This is a genomic window from Blastococcus tunisiensis, from assembly GCF_900112815.1.
In the GTDB taxonomy this organism is placed as follows: domain Bacteria; phylum Actinomycetota; class Actinomycetes; order Mycobacteriales; family Geodermatophilaceae; genus Blastococcus_B; species Blastococcus_B tunisiensis.
Genome location: NZ_FOND01000002.1, coordinates 111,710 through 127,381, shown reverse-complemented (window position 1 = coordinate 127,381; position 15,672 = coordinate 111,710). Strand labels below are relative to the sequence as shown.

Below are 15,672 nucleotides of genomic sequence, written 5' to 3'. Positions count from 1 at the left end.
ACCGAACTGCAAGGAGGAGCCCCGTGGCCCACAGTGTGTCGCCGGACCACCGCGACGCGGCAACCCGAGTCGAGGAACCCTCCGTCGGCACGCTCGTGCAGAGCGCGATGGCGGACATGTCGACGCTGGTCCGCGCCGAGATCGAGCTGGCGAAGGCCGAGATCGGCAAGTCGGCCAAGAAGGCCGGGATCAGCGCCGGGCTCTTCGGCGCCGCCGGGGTGCTGGCCGCGTTCGCCGGCATCTACCTCTTCGTGACCATCGCCGAGGCCCTGACCGCGCTGGGGCTGCCCCGCTGGATCTCCTACGGCATCGTCACGCTCTTCCTGCTCCTCCTCGCCGGCATCTGCGCCCTCATCGGCAAGCGGATGATCTCGAAGATCGAGAAGCCGGAGCGGACGCTGGAGACCCTCTCCGACCTGCCGGAGGTCCTGCACCGCGAGGCCCCCGGTCAGCGTCACCGTGCCGTGCCCGAGGTGAACGACGGCCGGGTCGCGCTGCGCGGCAACGAGTCGTACAAGGTCTGAGCGGCCGGTGACCGTCCCTCCGGACGGCCCCCCCGACGCGACCAGCGTCCTCCTCCCCGGGCCCTGGACCCACCGCGACATCTCGGCCAACGGCATCCGGCTGCACGCCGCCGAGGCCGGCCACGGCCCACTGGTCCTGCTGCTGCACGGCTTCCCGCAGTTCTGGTGGACCTGGCGGTCGCAGCTGACCGACCTCGCGGCCGCCGGGTTCCACGTCGTCGCCCCTGACCTGCGCGGGTACGGCGCCAGCGACAAGCCGCCCCGCGGCTACGACCTGCCCACGCTGTCGGCGGACGTGGCCGCACTGGTGCGGGCGCTCGGCGAGCAGGAGGCGGTGGTGGTCGGCCACGACTGGGGCGGGCTGCTCGCCTGGACCATGGCGGCGCTGCACCCGCGCTCGGTGCGCCGGCTCGTCGTCCTCTCCATGGCCCATCCGCGACGCCTGCGCGCCGGGATGACCGACCCCGCGCAGCGGCACGCCTCCCGCTACGCGCTGGGCTTCCAGGTGCCCCGCCTGCCCGAGCGCCGGCTGACGAGGACCGACGACGACCCGGTCGCCGAACTGATGCAGCGGTGGGCCGGGCCGGCGTGGACGCGGACCCCCGACTTCGCCGACGCGGTGGACCGCTACCGCGCGGCGGCCCGCATCCCGCAGGCCGCCTACGGCGCGATGGAGTACCACCGCTGGGCCGCGCGCTCGCAGCTGCGCCCCGACGGGCTGCGGTACGCCCGGCGGATGTCGGCCCCGGTCACGGCCCCGACCCTGCAGCTGCACGGCACCCTGGACTCGTGCGTGCTCGTCGACACCGCCCGGGGCTCCGGACGCTACGTCGCAGGCGCCTACGAGTTCCGCGAGCTCCCCGGGATCGGTCACTTCCCCCAGGAGGAGTCCCCCGCCGAGATCACCCGCGCCATCGCCGACTGGGCCGCGTAGCGCAGCGGATCGGCCAGTGGTGAGTTCCGGCGATCACCCGCGGCACCTCGCGCCAGGCCCCGTCCGGAGGCTCGGCACGAGCGTGGTGACGTGCTGGAACGGCCCCTTCGCAGGGGCCCGCCCTGAGCGTGGTGACGTGCTGGAGCGGCCCCCGTCCAGGGACCCGCCGCGAGCGTGGTGACGTGCTGGAACGGCCCCTTCGCAGGGGCCCGCCCTGAGCTTGCGAAGGGCGGGGGGCGAAGGGGTCCTTCTACTCGCAGGGGCCGGTGCCGACCTCGGTGAGCGCGCGACTGCCCACGTTCGCGGCCTCGGTGACCTGGGGGCCGGTCAGCGCGTAACCGGTGTCCGGGTCGTCGATCGCGGAGGCGAACACCACGCCCAGGACGCTGCCGTCGGGCGCGAACAGCGGCCCGCCCGAGTTCCCGGCCCGCACGTTGCCGAACAGCGCGTAGACGTCCCGGACGACGGTCTTCGTGTTGCGGAAGTCCGGCCCGCTGATCTCCCCGCGGTCGCGCACCCGCGCCGGACCGACGTAGAACGGCCCGCCGCCGGGGTAGCCCATGATGATCGCGTCGTCCCCCGCATCGGCCGGGGTCTGCGTGAACGACAGCGGCACGGTCGGCAGCCCCGGCACCGCGAGCACCGCGACGTCGACCTCCTCGTCCACGTAGACCGGGACGGCGTCGTACTCCTCGCCCTCGGCCTGCACCACAGGATCGGTGACGCCGGCCAGCACGTGGGCGTTCGTCATCACCCGCTCCGGCGCGTAGACGAAGCCCGAGCCGTCGATCTGCCGCGAGCACGACGGTGCGACGCCGCTGATCTTCACCACCGACCCCTGCACGGACTCGACCACCGGGCTGTTCTGCAGCGCCGGGTCGGGCGCCTCCACCTCCCGCACCTGCGTGGGCGTGAGCGGGTCGAGGACGTCGGGCAGGCCGCGGCGGTCGATGGCGTCGCGCAGGTTGTCGTAGACGGTGCGCACCCCGTCGGGCACCACGCGGTCCACGGCCTGCACGAGCGCGGACTGCCGCACCTGGCTGGACACCTGCGGGAAGGGTGAGCTGGCGAGCGGGGAGGCCACCATCCAGGCGACCAGCAGCACCGCCGTCGCGGACACGACCGCCCCGGCGACCGAGTCGATCATCTTGGCCGGCTCCCAGGTGAGCCGCCCGCGGACCGCGCGGCCGACCGCGCCGACCAGGATCTGCCCGAGCAGAGCCGCGGCCAGCACGACGACCAGCGCCGCGAACACCCGGGTGACGCTGGAGCCGTCGATCCGCTCGGCGACCGGACCGGACAGCTGCGCGCCCAGGACGGCGCCGCCGAGGAACCCGAACAGCGAGGCCGAGGAGACCAGCAGCCCCTGGCGGAAACCCGAGAGGGCGAACATCAGGGCCAGGACGATGAGCACCACGTCGACGAGGGACACCGGCTACCCGCGGACCGTCATCGTGCCGACCTGCCCCAACTGGGTGTGGAAGGTGCAGGTGAAGGGGTGGACCCCGGGCTCGGTGACGGTGAACTCGATCGTCTTCTCCTCGCCCGGGGCGAGCAGGGAGATCCCCGCGTCGATCGGCTCAGGCCCCTGCCCCTCGTCGAACTCGAGGTTGTGCGTCATCTCCTCGGCCACGTTGACCACGGTCAGGCGGACCGTGCCCGGGTCCACGGTGAAGGCGGCGGGCAGGAAGACGTAGTCGTCCTGCGTCTGCAGGGTGATCTCCTGGACGCCGTCGGCCGCCGTCGTCACCACGCCGACGCCGGGGGCCGTGGACGGGGCCGCGTCCGAGGCGGCCCCGGCGCCGCCGCCCCCACCGCAGCCGGTCAGCAGGACGAGGGCCAGCAGCGCCCCCCCGACCCGCTGACCGGTCCTCCGTCGTCCGCCGCTCATCGGGGCGGAACCGTACGCGCCGGAGGGCCGTCGGGTGCGGGATCGGCCACCGTCGGCGCGGCGGCGGCGTCCCGGTCGTCGTCGTCCCCCGAGCCCGGCAGCGTGTAGGGCCGCATCAGGGACTCCGGGAGCGGCCGCACGTCGCGCTCGTCCCACGGGCGGGCGAGCCCGGCCGCCTCGAGGATCGCCTCCAGCAGGCCCGCGGTGAATCCCCAGACCAGCATGTCGGCCACCGCGAAGGCCGGCCCGACGAACCCCAGCTGGTGGCGGACGCGGAACCGGTTGGCCGGGTCGGTCAGCTCGGCCAGCGGCACCCGGGCGACCCGGGCCACCTCGTGCGGGTCACCGACGCTGACGTCCCGCGGGTCGTCCCACCAGGCCACGACCGGGACGACGAGCCGGTCCGACGGCGGGAGGTACAGCTCCTGCAGGGTGGCGAGCACCCGGACGCCGTCCGGGTCGATCCCGGCCTCCTCGTGCGCCTCGCGCAGCGCCGTGCCCACCGGGAAGTCGTCACCGGCGTCGACCCCGCCGCCGGGGAACGCCGGCTGGCCGGCGTGACTGCGCAGGTGCGCCGACTTCTCGATCAGCAGCACGTCGGGACCGGCGGCGCTCTCCCCGAACAGGATCAGCACCGCCGAGCGGCGGGCGGTGGCGGTCGCCTGGGGCATCCGGTGCCGCAGCGGCAGGTCGGCGGCCGCGCCGAGCAGCCGCACCAGGTAGTCGGGCAGCCCGTCGGTCCGCCCGCCCGCCTGCACGGCGCTCACAGCTGCACCCCGAGGTGCTCCGACACGAGCGCGCGGAGCTCGTCGTAGGAGTCGACGGCGCCGACCTCCACGTGCGCCACCGAGCCGTCGGGGGCGAGGAAGACCGAGTGCGGCAGGCCCTTCAGGCCGAGCCCGGCGGCCAGCGCGCCGTCGGCGTCGAAGGCGCTGGGGAAGCCGAGGCCCGCATCGGCCGCGAACGAGCTGGCCTGCGGGATGCCGTCCTGGCTGGCGACGCCGATGACCCGCAGCCGGTCCCCCGCCGCGGTGGCGAGCTGGTCGACGAAGGGCAGCTCCTCCCGGCAGGGCGCGCACCAGCTGGCCCAGAGGTTCAGCACCGTGGGCGTGCCCGGGGCCGAGGCGAGGTCCAGGTCGCCCCCACCGAAGCACTCGAAGACCAGGTCGCCGAGGGCCGCGTCCACCTCCGACGCGGCCGGTCCCTGCTCGGGGCACGGCGGCAGGTCCGTCTCGGCCTCGGCCACGGACGTCGGCGGGGCCTCGTCCGGCGCCGCCTCCGGATCGGCGGTGCACGCCGACAGGACGACCAGCAGCAGGGCGATCAGGGGCAGCCGCATCACTCGGTGTCCGAGGCGGCCGGGGTCTTGACCAGTTTCAGGGCGACCTCCGGGTCGACCGGCCCGATGCCGAACGACGGGCACCACGACGCCAGCCCGCACGCCCCGCACGCGGCCTTCTTGGCGTGGCAGACCCGTCGCCCGTGGAAGATCACCCGGTGGCTGAAGTCGGTCCACTCCTTCTTCGGCACCAGCCCGCCGATCTCGGCCTCGACCTTCACCGGGTCCTCCTCCGCCGTCCAGCCGAACCGGCGGACCAGGCGGCCGAAGTGCGTGTCGACGGTGAGCCCGGGCACGCCGAAGGCGTTGCCGAGGACGACGTTGGCGGTCTTGCGGCCGACGCCGGGCAGCGTGACCAGGTCGGCCATCCGGGCCGGCACCTCGCCGTCGAACCGCTCGACCAGCGCCTGGCTCAGCCCCAGCACGGAGTTCGCCTTGGCCCGGAAGAAGCCGGTGGGCTTGAGGATGGTCTCCAGCTCCTCGCGGTCGGCGCCGGCCAGCGCGACCGCGTCGGGGTACCGGGCGAACAGCGTCGGCGTCACCTTGTTGACCATCTTGTCGGTCGTCTGCGCGGACAGGACCGTGGCCACCAGCAGCTCGAAGGCGTTGGTGAAGTCCAGCTCGCAGTGCGCGTCGGGGTGGATCAGCGCCAGCTCGCGGGCCATCCGCCGCGCGCGGCGGGTACGGGCCAGCGGCGTCTCCCCCGGGTCGAAGGGGGACGCGCCGGTGCGCACCGCGCGGGCGGGACGGCGGGGAGGTGCGGGACGGGCATAGGCCGGCTCGGTCGCGAGCTCCGACTCGGGCAGGGACACGCGGTCGAGGGTAGGCGGCCCCGCTGACGACTTCCGGCCGTGCCATCCTGGGACGCGGACGCCCCGGTGCCGCAGCGGCCCGGGGCCTGGCTCGCGAGGCGGAGGAGGCGGACGTGGTCGCGCTCAGCGTCATCCTCTTCCCGCCCCTGCTGATCGCCTTCCTGCTGGTCATGGAGCGCGTCGAGGAGCCGCTGCGCCGGCCGGCCGGGCCGCGCGAGGTGTCGGAGTTCCTGGACACCGCGACGCCCGGCGAGGTCGACACCCTGGCCTCCTCCGGGCTCCGCCGGGCCCTCTCCCGCTGGCGCCGCCGCCGGCACAAGACCGGGGGCACCGCCAACCCACCGATGGTCTGAGGACCGCCCACCCCGCCCCCCGGGGAGGGGGCCACGGGCGGTGTGCTGCAGGCCACTCGCTCGGAGGAGGGACTCGTTCGCCCACCGAACGGGTGACCGACGGCACAGCCGCCTAGACTCGCTCCGGACGCGGACACCGCTGTGTCCGCATGTGAACGGCAGTGAGAGGACGTGCAGTGGACGAGGTGCTGGCCCAGTCCGGGATCTTCCAGGGGCTCTCGGAAGAGGCGGTTGACCCGGTCGCCAGTCGGTTGGAGATGATCACCCTGCCCCGCGGCCGCGTCGTCTTCAACGAGGGCGAGCCGGGCGACAGCCTGTACATCGTCGTCAGCGGCAAGATCAAGCTGTCCAAGCGCTCGCCCGACGGCCGGGAGAACGTGCTGGCGGTCATGGGCCCGTCCGACCAGTTCGGTGAGCTCTCGGTCTTCGACCCGGGCCCGCGGACGGCGACGGCGACGGCGGTGACCGACGTGAAGCTGGCCCGCATGCCGCAGTCGGTGCTCCGCCCGTGGATCGAGGCGCACCCCGAGATCGGCGAGCAGCTGCTGCGCGTGCTGGCCCGCCGGCTGCGCCGCACCAACGACTCCGTCGCGGACCTGATCTTCACCGACGTCCCCGGCCGGGTGGCCAAGGCGCTGCTGCAGATGGCCGACCGCTTCGGCAGCCGCGAGAGCGACGGCCTGCGGGTCAAGCACGACCTCACGCAGGAGGAGCTGGCCCAGCTGGTCGGCGCCTCCCGCGAGACGGTGAACAAGGCGCTGGCCGACTTCGTGCACCGCGGCTGGATCCAGCTGCAGGGCAAGTCCGTCGTCGTCCTGGACGAGGACCGGCTCCGCCGCCGCGCGCGCTAGCACCGCGGCTCTCCGGGGCCCACCCTGCGCGACAGCTCTGAACCCCAGAGGCCCAGAACCGATCCGGTTCTGGGCCTCGGGGGTTCAACGCCCTCCCGGATGATCGACTAAGGTTCGCCTTACCTAAGTCGATCGTCCATTGGAGAGCCATGCCCGGGTCCCGATCCGCAGCCCGCCCGCCGTCCCGCCTCGCCGCCCAGGCCCTGACCCTCGCCCTGCTCGTGCCGCTGGCCGCGTGCGGCGGGGACGACGAGCCCGCCGGCACCGGCGCCTCCGGCGGGGGCGCGGCCGACGGCGCGTTCCCGGTGACCGTCGAGCACGCCTTCGGCAGCAGCGAGGTGACGTCGGAGCCCGAGCGGGTGGTCACGTGGGGGTGGGGCAGCACCGACGCCGCGATCGCGCTGGGCGTCGTGCCCGTCGCCATGCCGACCCAGTCCTACGGGGGCGACGAGGAGGGCGTGCTGCCGTGGGTGCGCGAACGCCTCGAGGAGGACGGCGCCGAGCTGCCCGAGGTGCTCCCCGACCAGAACGAGGCGCCGATCGAGGCGATCGCGGCGGCCGACCCCGATCTCATCCTCGCCCCGTACTCCGGGCTGACCGAGAGCGAGTACGACCTGCTCTCCGAGATCGCGCCGACCGTCGCCTACCCCGACCAGCCGTGGGCGACCCCGTGGCGGGAGACCATCGAGATCGTCGGCCGGGCGCTCGGCCGCGAGGACCAGGCGGCGGACCTGCTCGCCGACATCGACGGGCAGGTGGCCGAGCAGGCCGCGGCGCACCCGGAGCTGGCCGGGCTCAGCGTGGCCGCCGTGTGGCCCGCCCCGGACTCGTTCTCCGTCTACAAGCCCTCCGACGCGCGGGTGGACTTCCTGCTCGACCTCGGCATGACCAGCGCCCCGAGCGTCACCGAGCTCGGCCAGGGCGAGGGCGACACGTTCTACTACACGCTCAGCCCCGAGCGGCTCAGCGAGCTGACCAGCGACGTGCTGGTGGCCTACGCCGACACCGAGGCGGCCCTGCAGGAGTTCCTCGCCTCGCCGGAGGGGCAGCTCATGGCGCAGGTGCGCACCGGCGCGGTCGCCGGCGTCGTCGGGCCGGAGGTCGTCGCGGCGGTCTCCCCGCCGACGGCCCTGTCCCTGACCTGGGGGCTGGAGCAGTACGTGGCCGAGCTCGCCGAGGCAGCCGGCGGCGCCTGACCGCCGCCCGGCCGTCCTGGCCGGCGCCGTCCCGCGTTCCGACGGGGGCGCCGGTCAGGACGGCAGCGGGACGACCATCCGGATCCGGGTGCCGTCGGGGAGCACGGCCCACCGGCCGTCCGGGGTCTCCTCGAACGTCGGGCTGATCGGGTGCAGCGGCTCCGGCGGCGACCCGGCGAGAGCCGCGGCCACGTCCGGGAACGGCTCGAGCTGACCCAGCGTGTGCGTCGTCGGGGGCAGCATCGGGCGGCTGCCGCCCGAAGCCTCGGCGAGCGCCTGCGCCGGGGTCAGCCAGGACACCTCGTCGGCCTCCCCGGAGACGTCCCGCGCCTCCTGGCCCACAGGCAGCGCGGCGACGAAGAACTTGGTGTCGTAGCGCCGCGGCTCGACCGGTGGGGTGATCCAGTGCGCGAAGGGCCGCAGCAGGTCCGACCGCAGCGCCAGCCGGCGGCCGGCCAGGAGCTCGGTGAGCGACAGGTCGCGGGTCAGCAGCGCCTGGCGCTGCGCCTCCCACTCGTCGCCGGACACGTCCGGGACGACGGCGCCGCCCTCGGGGTCGCCGGCCAGCAGGACCCCGGCCTCCTCGAAGGTCTCCCGGACGGCGGCGCAGACCAGCTCGCGGGCGGTGCGCTCGTCGCAGCCGAAGGCGGCGGCCCACTGGGCGGGCGGCGGCCCGAACCAGCCCACCTCGGCGTCACCGTCGCGCGGGTCCACCCCGCCGCCGGGGTAGGCGGTCATCCCGCCGGCGAAGGGCATGCCCTTCGTGCGGCGGAGCAGGTAGACCTCGAGCCCGGGGAAACCGTCGCGCAGGAGCAGGACGGTGGCCGCCTGCCGCGGCTCAGCCACACTCATCCGACGTCACCCCGTCAGGGTGGATCCGGTGCGGGGGCCGGAGGCCTCCCGCCGGAGACATGGGCAGCGGCTCGACGCGACAGGGGACGGCACGTGGCCGCGGTGCGACCCGGAGGGTCGCGATCAACTCAGTTCGACGGTGAGCTCGACCTCGACCGGGGCGCCCAGCGGGAGCTCGGCGACCCCGATGGCGCTGCGGGCGTGCTGCCCCGCCTCGCCGAAGACCTTGCCGAGGAACTCGCTGGCGCCGTTGACCACCCGCGGCTGGCCGGTGAAGCCCTCGGCGCTGGCCACGTAGCCGACGACCCGCACGACGCGGGCGACGGAGTCCAGGCCGACCAGGTCGTCGATGGCCGCGAGCCCGTTGAGGGCGCACACCTTGGCGTCCGCCGCCGCCGCCTCGACGTCCACCGATCCCCCGACCTTGCCCGTCCGGCGCAGGCCGCCGTCGACGAACGGCAGCTGCCCGGAGGTGAAGACGAGGGACCCGGTGCGGACGGCGGGCACGTAGGCGGCCACCGGTGCGGCCACGGCCGGCAGCCGGATGCCCAGCTCGGCCAGGCGGGCGTGCCAGCCCTGGGCGGGCGCGGTCACGCCGGGCGCTTGAGGTAGGCGACGAGCTGGTCGGAGCCGCCGGGACCGGGCAGGACGGTCACCAGCTCCCACCCGTCGACACCCCAGGAGTCGAGGATCGCCTTGGTGTTGTGGATGAGCAGCGGGATGGTCGCGTACTCCCACTTCTGGCGGGCCGATTCGGTCATGGGGCGACGCTAGCGCAGCCCCTCCGGCGCGGTGCCGGAGCGGCCCTCCCGCAGGGCCCCGACGTGAGCTTGCGAACGGTGGGGGGCGGGAGGGTCCTTCGACTTCTAGTCTTGGCCGGGTGAGCCCCGACCCGTCCCCCGTGCGCCTGCACGTCGTCACCGGCAAGGGCGGCACCGGGAAGACGACGGTCGCCGCCGCCCTGGCCCTCGCGCTGGCCGCCGACGGCCGCACCGTCCTCCTCGTCGAGACGGAGGGCCGGCAGGGCATCGCCCAGCTGTTCGACACCCCGCCGCTGCCCTACGAGGAGCGCCGGGTCGCGGTGACCCGCGGCGGTGGCGAGGTGAAGGCGCTGGCGATCGACGTCGAGGAGGCCCTGCTCGACTACCTCGACATGTTCTACAACCTGCGCCGGGCCGGGCGGGCACTGCGGAAGATGGGCGCCGTCGACTTCGCCACCGCGATCGCGCCGGGCCTCCGCGACGTCCTGATCACCGGCAAGGTGAAGGAGGCCGTCACCCGCCGGCACGACGGGCGGCCGGTCTACGACGCCGTCGTGGTCGACGCCCCGCCCACCGGCCGGATCACCCGCTTCCTCGGCGTGACCGGCGAGATGGCGCAGCTGGCCCGCTCCGGGCCGATCAAGACGCAGAGCGACGGCGTCATGGCCGTGCTGCGCTCGCCGCAGACGGCGGTGCACGTGGTCACCCTGCTCGAGGACATGCCGGTGCAGGAGACCGCCGACGCCATCGCCGAGCTCACCAAGGCCGGGCTGCCGATCGGCTCGGTCGTGGTCAACATGGCCGCGGAGCCGGTGCTCCCGGCCGACGGGCTCGCCCGGGCCGCCGACGGTGGGCTCACCGGGGCCGAGCTGGCACCGGCGCTGGCCGCCGCGCACCTGCCCGGCGGCGACGGGCTCGCCGACGCGCTGGCCGCCGAGGTCACCGAGCACGCCCGGCGGTGGGCCGGCCAGGACGGGCTGCGCGCGGAGGTCGAGGCGCTCGACCGGCCCACCGTGGAGCTGCCGCTGCTGACCGGGCCGATGGACCTGGGCTCGCTGTTCGAGCTCGCCGCCCGGCTCGAGGACCACCTGCAGAACGGGGAGACCGCGTGACCGCCGCCCGAGCGCCCCGGCCGGGGCCCGTCGCCGGGCCGATGGACCTCGACGCGCTGATCACCGACCCGGAGACGCGGATCGTCGTCTGCTGCGGTGCGGGCGGCGTGGGCAAGACGACGACGTCGGCGGCGCTGGCCCTGGCCGCGGCGGAGGCCGGCCGGACGGTCGTCGTCCTCACCATCGACCCGGCCCGGCGGCTGGCGCAGTCCCTCGGCCTGGTCGAGCTGGACAACGAGCCGCGGCGGGTGGACGTCCCGGGGGCCTCGGGCGAGCTGCACGCGATGATGCTGGACATGAAGCGCACGTTCGACGACGTCGTCGTGGCGCACTCCACGCCCGAGCGGGCCGAGCAGATCCTGGCCAACCCCTTCTACCAGTCGCTGAGCTCGTCCTTCGCCGGGACGCAGGAGTACATGGCGATGGAGAAGCTGGGCCAGCTGCGGGCCAGCGACCGGTGGGACCTGATCATCGTCGACACCCCGCCGTCCCGGTCGGCGCTGGACTTCCTGGACGCCCCGAACCGGATGAGCCGCTTCCTCGACGGCACCATGATCCGGCTGCTCACCGCGCCGAGCCGGACCGGCTTCAAGATCGCCAGCGCCGGTTTCATGTTCTTCAGCCGGATCATCAGCAAGATCCTCGGCGGGCAGCTGCTGCGCGACATCTCCGCGTTCGTCGCCGCGCTGGACACCATGTTCGGCGGTTTCCGCGAGCGGGCCACCGCGACCTACGAGCTGCTCCGCCGGCCGGGAACCTGGTTCGTCGTCGTCGCGACGCCGGAGCCGGACGCGCTGCGCGAGGCCTCCTACTTCGTCGACCGGCTGTCGGCCGAGGAGATGCCGCTGGCCGGGCTGGTCGTCAACCGGACCCACCCGCCGGCGACGACGGCGCTGTCGGCCACCCGGGCCGAGGGCGCGGCCGAGGAGGTGCTCGAGGCCGGCGGCCCGGGCGCCGACCTGGCCGCCGCGGCCCTGCGGGTGCACGCCGAGCGGATGCTGCTGGCCACCCGCGAGCAGCACCTCGCCGACCGGTTCACCAGCGCCCACCCGGAGGTCGCCGTCCGCACCGTCCCGGCCGCCGCCGGGGACGTGCACGACCTCGACGGGCTGCGCGGCATGGCCGAGGCGCTGACCGGCGCGGACGGGGACACGCCGACCGGCACGCCGCGTACCCGCGTCCTCCCCGCGCGCCGCCGCTGACCGCGCCGTCCGGGGCGCCGGGCCACGTACATTCGACGCCGATGTCGGAGAACGCTGCACTCAGGTCCCGAACCCTCGCGAAGCTCGCCGCGACGATCGTCGTCGCCGGCGCGCTGCTCGCCGGGCTGCTCTTCCCCTGGGTGGGCGGCTCGGGACTGGTGGCGCGCAACTCCGCGTCGCTGCTCGACGCGCTGCCGGTGGAGCTGACCGACGCGACCCCGGCCGGCCACACCCGCGTCCTGGCGGCCGACGGCTCGCTCATCACCAACATCTACGTCAACGACCGCACCCCGGTGACGCCCGACCAGATCGCCCCGATCATGAAGCAGGCGCTGGTCGACATCGAGGACTCGCGGTTCTACGACCACAACGGCCTCGACGTGCAGGGCACCGTGCGGGCCCTGGTCACCAACGTCGCGGCGGGCTCGGTGCAGGAGGGCGGCTCGACGCTCACCCAGCAGCTGGTGAAGCAGACGCTGCTGCAGACGGCGACGACGCAGGAGGACCGGAACTCGGCGACCGAGCAGAACGTCGGCCGCAAGATCCGCGAGGCGCGGCTGGCCATGGCCCTGGAGGAGACCTACTCCAAGGACGAGATCCTCACCCGCTACCTGAACCTCGTGTACTTCGGCCAGGGCGCCTACGGCATCCAGGCCGCCGCGCAGAAGTACTTCTCCGTGAACGCCATCGACCTGACGCTGCCGCAGGCCGCGATGCTCGCCGGCCTCGTGCAGAGCCCGGCCAACGACGACCCGATCACCAACCCGGAGAACGCGCAGGTCCGCCGCAACCAGGTGCTGCAGCGGATGTTCGACCTGGGCCACATCACCGAGCAGGAGCTCGCCGAGATCTCGGCCCAGCCGGTGGCCGTGGCCCCGGGCGTCGCCCCGCCGAACGGCTGCATCGACGCCACGACCGGCGGCTTCTTCTGCGCCTACGCCCTCAACTACCTGACCGACACGCTCGGGCTGCGGCAGTCCGAGATCGCGCGGGGCGGGCTGACGATCCAGACCACGCTGCGGCCGGACCTCCAGGCCTACGGCGACCAGGCGGTGCTGGAGACGCTGCCGCTGGGCGACCGCCTCGCCGCGATGTTCACCGCGATCGAGCCGGGCACCGGGCACGTGCTGGCGATGAGCGTGAACCGCCGGTACGGCTGCGACGGCCCCGAGTGCGAGTCCGTCGTCCTCAACACGGCAGCCAGCAAGGGCGCCGGCTCCACCTACAAGGTGTTCACCGCCGCCGCCGCGCTCGAAGCCGGTATCGGCGCCGGCACGACCATCAGCACCCCCGGCGACCGCTACACCTCACGGGTGTACCGGGGCCCCTCCTGCGGCGCCGACCGCGAGACCAGCAGCGGCAGCCGGAGCATGTACTGCGTCGAGAACGTCGGCAACTACCCCGACACCCTGGACATGGTGGGCGCGCTGGTCCGCTCGTCGAACACCTACTTCCTGGCCCTGGAGGACCGGCTGGGCAGCGTGGAGGGCCCGGTGCGCATCGCCCAGCGGATGGGCATGTCCTTCGACGGCCCCAACCAGTGGCCGGCGGACACGATCATCGAGGAGAACCGCGGGTCGTTCACCCTCGGCGCCGACGCCACCAGCCCCCTGGACCTGGCCAACGCCTACGCCACCCTCGGCGCCCAGGGCACCCGCTGCGAGCCCACCCCGGTGACCGCCGTGCTGGACCGCAACGGCCAGCCGCTCACCGGCGACGACGGCCAGCCGCTGGTGACCGGTGACAACTGCACCCCGGAGGCCATCCCGGCGGCGGTCGCCAACACGCTGGCCCAGATCCTGGTCGGCGACGTCGCCACCTCGGCCGGCACCGGCACCCGCGCCGCGATCGCCGGCCACGAGATCGCCGGCAAGACCGGGACCGCGCAGGGCCAGGACTCCGTCGCCTTCGTCGGGTTCATGCCCGAGTACGCGGCCAGCGTGATGGTGTTCAACCCCAAGGAGCAGCAGAACGTCGGCGGCTTCGGCGGCAACATGCCGGCGACCATCTGGCGCGACGCCATGGCGCCGTTCCTGGCGGACAAGCCGACGTCCCCCTTCCCGCCGGCCGACCAGGGCCTGCTGAACGGCGGCCGGCCTGCGCCGCGGCCGTCGGCCCCGTCCCGCTCCTCGGAGCCGGAGCCGGAGCCCACGGAGGAGGCCCCGGCGCCCGCACCCGAGCCGGTGCCCGCGCCCGAGCCGGCGCCGGCACCCGCGCCCGCGCCCGCACCGGCGCCGCCGGGGGGCTGACGACCAGGTCGGGGGGCTGACGGCCCGGGGCGCGGCCTCAGCCGAGCTGGCGGCGGACCTCGGCCGCGACCCGGCCGCCCTCGGCCCGGCCGGCCACGGCGCCCTGGACCGCCCCCATGACCTTGCCCATGTCCTTCATGCCCGAGGCCCCGGTGCGCGTGACGACGTCGGCGACGATCGCGGCGAGGTCGGCGTCCCCGAGCTGGGCGGGCAGGTAGTCGGCCAGCACGGCGCCCTCCGCCTCCTCGCGGGCGGCCTGCTCGGTCCGGTTGGCACCGGCGAACGCCTCCGCGGCCTCCCGGCGCTTCTTCGCCTCCCGGCGCAGCACGCCGAGCACCTCGTCGTCGGAGAGCTCGCGGGACTCCTTGCCCGACACCTCCTCGGCGGTGACCGCGGTGAGCACCATGCGGAGGGTCGCCGTCCGCAGCTCGTCCCGGGCCTTCATGGCGGTGGTCAGGTCCTCGCGCAGGCGGTTCTTCAGGTCAGCCACCCGCCCAGCCTGGCACGGCGCCCCACCGGGCTGCGCACGTAGGCTCTGCGACCGTGCGCTGGTACACCGCCCTCCCCTCGGCCGTCGTCGGCACCGGTGCGGCGGTCACGGCCTACGCGAGTCTCTACGAACGCACCCGCTGGACGCTGCGCCGGTTCGACGTCCCGGTGCTCGCCCCGGGGTCGGAGCCGCTGACCGTCCTGCACGTCTCCGACCTGCACATGACCGCCGGTCAGCGGTCCAAGCAGGAGTGGGTCGCCGGGCTCGCGGCACTCGAGCCGGACCTGGTGGTCAACACCGGCGACAACCTGGCCGGCCACGACGCCGTCCCGGGGACGCTGCGCGCGCTGGAGCCGCTGATGGACCGGCCGGGGGCGTTCGTCCTGGCCAGCAACGACTACTACGCACCGCGGCCGAAGAACCCGCTGAAGTACTTCTTCCCCGGCCACAAGCGGGTGCACGGCGACGAGCTGCCGTGGCGGGACCTGCGGGACGGGATGCTGGCCCGCGGCTGGCTGGACCTGACCAACGCCGCCGGGGAGCTGACCGTCGGCGGACGGCGGATCGCCTTCGCCGGGGTCGACGACTCGCACCTGAAGCGGGACCGGTACGACCTGGTGGCCGGTCCCGCCGACCCGGCCGCCGACGTGCGCATCGGCCTGGCCCACTCCCCCGAGCCGCGGGTCCTCGACCGGTTCGCCGCCGACGGCCACGACCTGCTGCTGTGCGGGCACACCCACGGCGGCCAGCTCCGGGTGCCCTTCTACGGCGCGCTGGTGACCAACTGCGGCATCGACCGGGACCGGGTGCGCTGGCTGCACCGCTGGACGGAGCCGACGGCCGCGCATCCCTCCGGCACCTGGTTGCACGTCTCGGCCGGTCTCGGCACCAGCCCGTACGCCCCCGCACGGTTCGCCTGCCCGCCGGAGGCGACGCTGCTCACCCTGACTTCTCGGGGCTCCTGAGCACCGTCTCCCCCGCCGCCGGGAGCCGCGCGAGCGGGCGCTAGACTCCTTCAGGACCTCGGGGTGTGGCGCAGCTTGGTAGCGCGCGTCGTTCGGGACGACGAGGCCGCAGGTTCAAATCCTGTCACCCCGACCACCAGC

At 74.5% G+C, this 15,672-nt stretch carries 18 protein-coding genes and 1 tRNA gene; 10 read left to right on the top strand and 9 right to left on the bottom strand.

What is annotated here, in order from left to right; translation table 11 throughout:
* Window positions 1–23: 23 nt before the first annotated feature.
* Both BM142_RS03050 and BM142_RS03045 read left to right on the top strand, forming a co-directional pair.
* Complete coding sequence (locus tag BM142_RS03050) at window positions 24–524, top strand: phage holin family protein (RefSeq protein WP_254790494.1); 501 nt, start codon at window positions 24–26, stop codon at window positions 522–524.
* 7 nt (window positions 525–531) lie between these two features.
* On the top strand, window positions 532–1,458 hold the full coding sequence (locus BM142_RS03045) for an alpha/beta fold hydrolase (RefSeq protein WP_092195315.1): 927 nt from the start codon (window positions 532–534) through the stop codon (window positions 1,456–1,458).
* 250 nt (window positions 1,459–1,708) lie between these two features.
* Here the strand turns inward: BM142_RS03045 and BM142_RS03040 are convergent, their stop codons facing one another.
* Genes BM142_RS03040 through nth form a run of 5 tightly spaced genes read right to left on the bottom strand, consistent with a single transcriptional unit; the run spans window position 1,709 to window position 5,500 of the window.
* Window positions 1,709–2,890, bottom strand: a complete 1,182-nt coding sequence (locus tag BM142_RS03040) for a MarP family serine protease (RefSeq protein ID WP_092195314.1) — start codon at window positions 2,888–2,890, stop codon at window positions 1,709–1,711.
* Window positions 2,891–2,893: 3 nt separating this feature from the next.
* Complete coding sequence (locus BM142_RS03035) at window positions 2,894–3,349, bottom strand: plastocyanin/azurin family copper-binding protein (RefSeq protein ID WP_092195313.1); 456 nt, start codon at window positions 3,347–3,349, stop codon at window positions 2,894–2,896.
* Window positions 3,346–4,116, bottom strand: coding sequence for an NUDIX hydrolase (locus BM142_RS03030; RefSeq protein WP_254790493.1), 771 nt, complete (start codon window positions 4,114–4,116; stop codon window positions 3,346–3,348). The genes BM142_RS03035 and BM142_RS03030 overlap by 4 nt, the downstream gene beginning before the upstream one ends.
* Entirely contained in the window at window positions 4,113–4,688 is a 576-nt protein-coding gene (locus BM142_RS03025; RefSeq protein WP_092195540.1) for a TlpA family protein disulfide reductase, read from the bottom strand. Before BM142_RS03025 ends, BM142_RS03030 begins: the two co-directional genes overlap by 4 nt.
* Window positions 4,688–5,500: an endonuclease III gene (gene nth, locus BM142_RS03020; RefSeq protein WP_139228746.1), complete on the bottom strand. Its 813-nt coding sequence runs from the start codon at window positions 5,498–5,500 to the stop codon at window positions 4,688–4,690. Before nth ends, BM142_RS03025 begins: the two co-directional genes overlap by 1 nt.
* Window positions 5,501–5,613: 113 nt before the next feature.
* Here nth and BM142_RS03015 point away from each other — a divergent pair, with 113 nt between their 5' ends.
* The 3 genes from BM142_RS03015 to BM142_RS03005 all read left to right on the top strand — a co-directional run bounded on the left by BM142_RS03015 (window position 5,614) and on the right by BM142_RS03005 (window position 7,900).
* Window positions 5,614–5,853 (top strand): hypothetical protein, encoded by a 240-nt coding sequence (locus BM142_RS03015; RefSeq protein WP_092195312.1) that lies wholly within the window; start codon window positions 5,614–5,616, stop codon window positions 5,851–5,853.
* A gap of 176 nt (window positions 5,854–6,029) precedes the next feature.
* Window positions 6,030–6,704 carry a Crp/Fnr family transcriptional regulator gene (locus BM142_RS03010; RefSeq protein WP_092195311.1) on the top strand — a complete coding sequence of 225 codons (675 nt, stop codon included), beginning with the start codon at window positions 6,030–6,032 and terminating at the stop codon, window positions 6,702–6,704.
* A 149-nt stretch (window positions 6,705–6,853) separates the two neighbouring features.
* The gene (locus BM142_RS03005) at window positions 6,854–7,900 is read left to right on the top strand and encodes an iron-siderophore ABC transporter substrate-binding protein (protein ID WP_092195310.1); all 1,047 of its coding nucleotides are present in this window, start codon (window positions 6,854–6,856) and stop codon (window positions 7,898–7,900) included.
* Window positions 7,901–7,954: 54 nt separating this feature from the next.
* Here BM142_RS03005 and BM142_RS03000 read toward each other — a convergent pair whose 3' ends face one another.
* The 3 genes from BM142_RS03000 to BM142_RS24350 form a co-directional block, all read right to left on the bottom strand.
* Entirely contained in the window at window positions 7,955–8,752 is a 798-nt protein-coding gene (locus BM142_RS03000) for an NUDIX hydrolase (protein WP_092195309.1), read from the bottom strand.
* Window positions 8,753–8,875: 123 nt separating this feature from the next.
* A complete protein-coding gene (locus BM142_RS02995; protein WP_092195308.1) occupies window positions 8,876–9,346 on the bottom strand; it encodes a RidA family protein in 471 nt (156 codons plus the stop codon).
* Window positions 9,343–9,513 (bottom strand): DUF4177 domain-containing protein, encoded by a 171-nt coding sequence (locus BM142_RS24350; RefSeq protein ID WP_092195307.1) that lies wholly within the window; start codon window positions 9,511–9,513, stop codon window positions 9,343–9,345. Before BM142_RS24350 ends, BM142_RS02995 begins: the two co-directional genes overlap by 4 nt.
* A gap of 119 nt (window positions 9,514–9,632) precedes the next feature.
* Between BM142_RS24350 and bagA the strand changes: the two genes are divergently transcribed.
* From bagA to BM142_RS02975, 3 genes are read left to right on the top strand one after another with little or no spacing between them, the layout of a single operon-like run.
* Entirely contained in the window at window positions 9,633–10,625 is a 993-nt protein-coding gene (gene bagA / locus BM142_RS02985; protein ID WP_092195306.1) for an ATPase BagA, read from the top strand.
* Window positions 10,622–11,827, top strand: a complete 1,206-nt coding sequence (gene bagB, locus BM142_RS02980; protein ID WP_254790492.1) for an ATPase BagB — start codon at window positions 10,622–10,624, stop codon at window positions 11,825–11,827. Before bagA ends, bagB begins: the two co-directional genes overlap by 4 nt.
* 41 nt (window positions 11,828–11,868) lie before the next feature.
* The gene (locus BM142_RS02975) at window positions 11,869–14,076 is read left to right on the top strand and encodes a transglycosylase domain-containing protein (RefSeq protein WP_092195305.1); all 2,208 of its coding nucleotides are present in this window, start codon (window positions 11,869–11,871) and stop codon (window positions 14,074–14,076) included.
* 37 nt (window positions 14,077–14,113) lie between these two features.
* On the opposite strand, the gene BM142_RS02970 is transcribed toward BM142_RS02975, so the two are convergent.
* Window positions 14,114–14,566: a GatB/YqeY domain-containing protein gene (locus tag BM142_RS02970; RefSeq protein ID WP_092195304.1), complete on the bottom strand. Its 453-nt coding sequence runs from the start codon at window positions 14,564–14,566 to the stop codon at window positions 14,114–14,116.
* A gap of 53 nt (window positions 14,567–14,619) precedes the next feature.
* Between BM142_RS02970 and BM142_RS02965 the strand changes: the two genes are divergently transcribed.
* Both BM142_RS02965 and BM142_RS02960 read left to right on the top strand, forming a co-directional pair.
* On the top strand, window positions 14,620–15,531 hold the full coding sequence (locus tag BM142_RS02965) for a metallophosphoesterase (RefSeq protein ID WP_092195303.1): 912 nt from the start codon (window positions 14,620–14,622) through the stop codon (window positions 15,529–15,531).
* A gap of 59 nt (window positions 15,532–15,590) precedes the next feature.
* Window positions 15,591–15,667, top strand: a tRNA-Pro gene (locus tag BM142_RS02960).
* The last annotated feature ends 5 nt before the right edge of the window (window positions 15,668–15,672 follow it).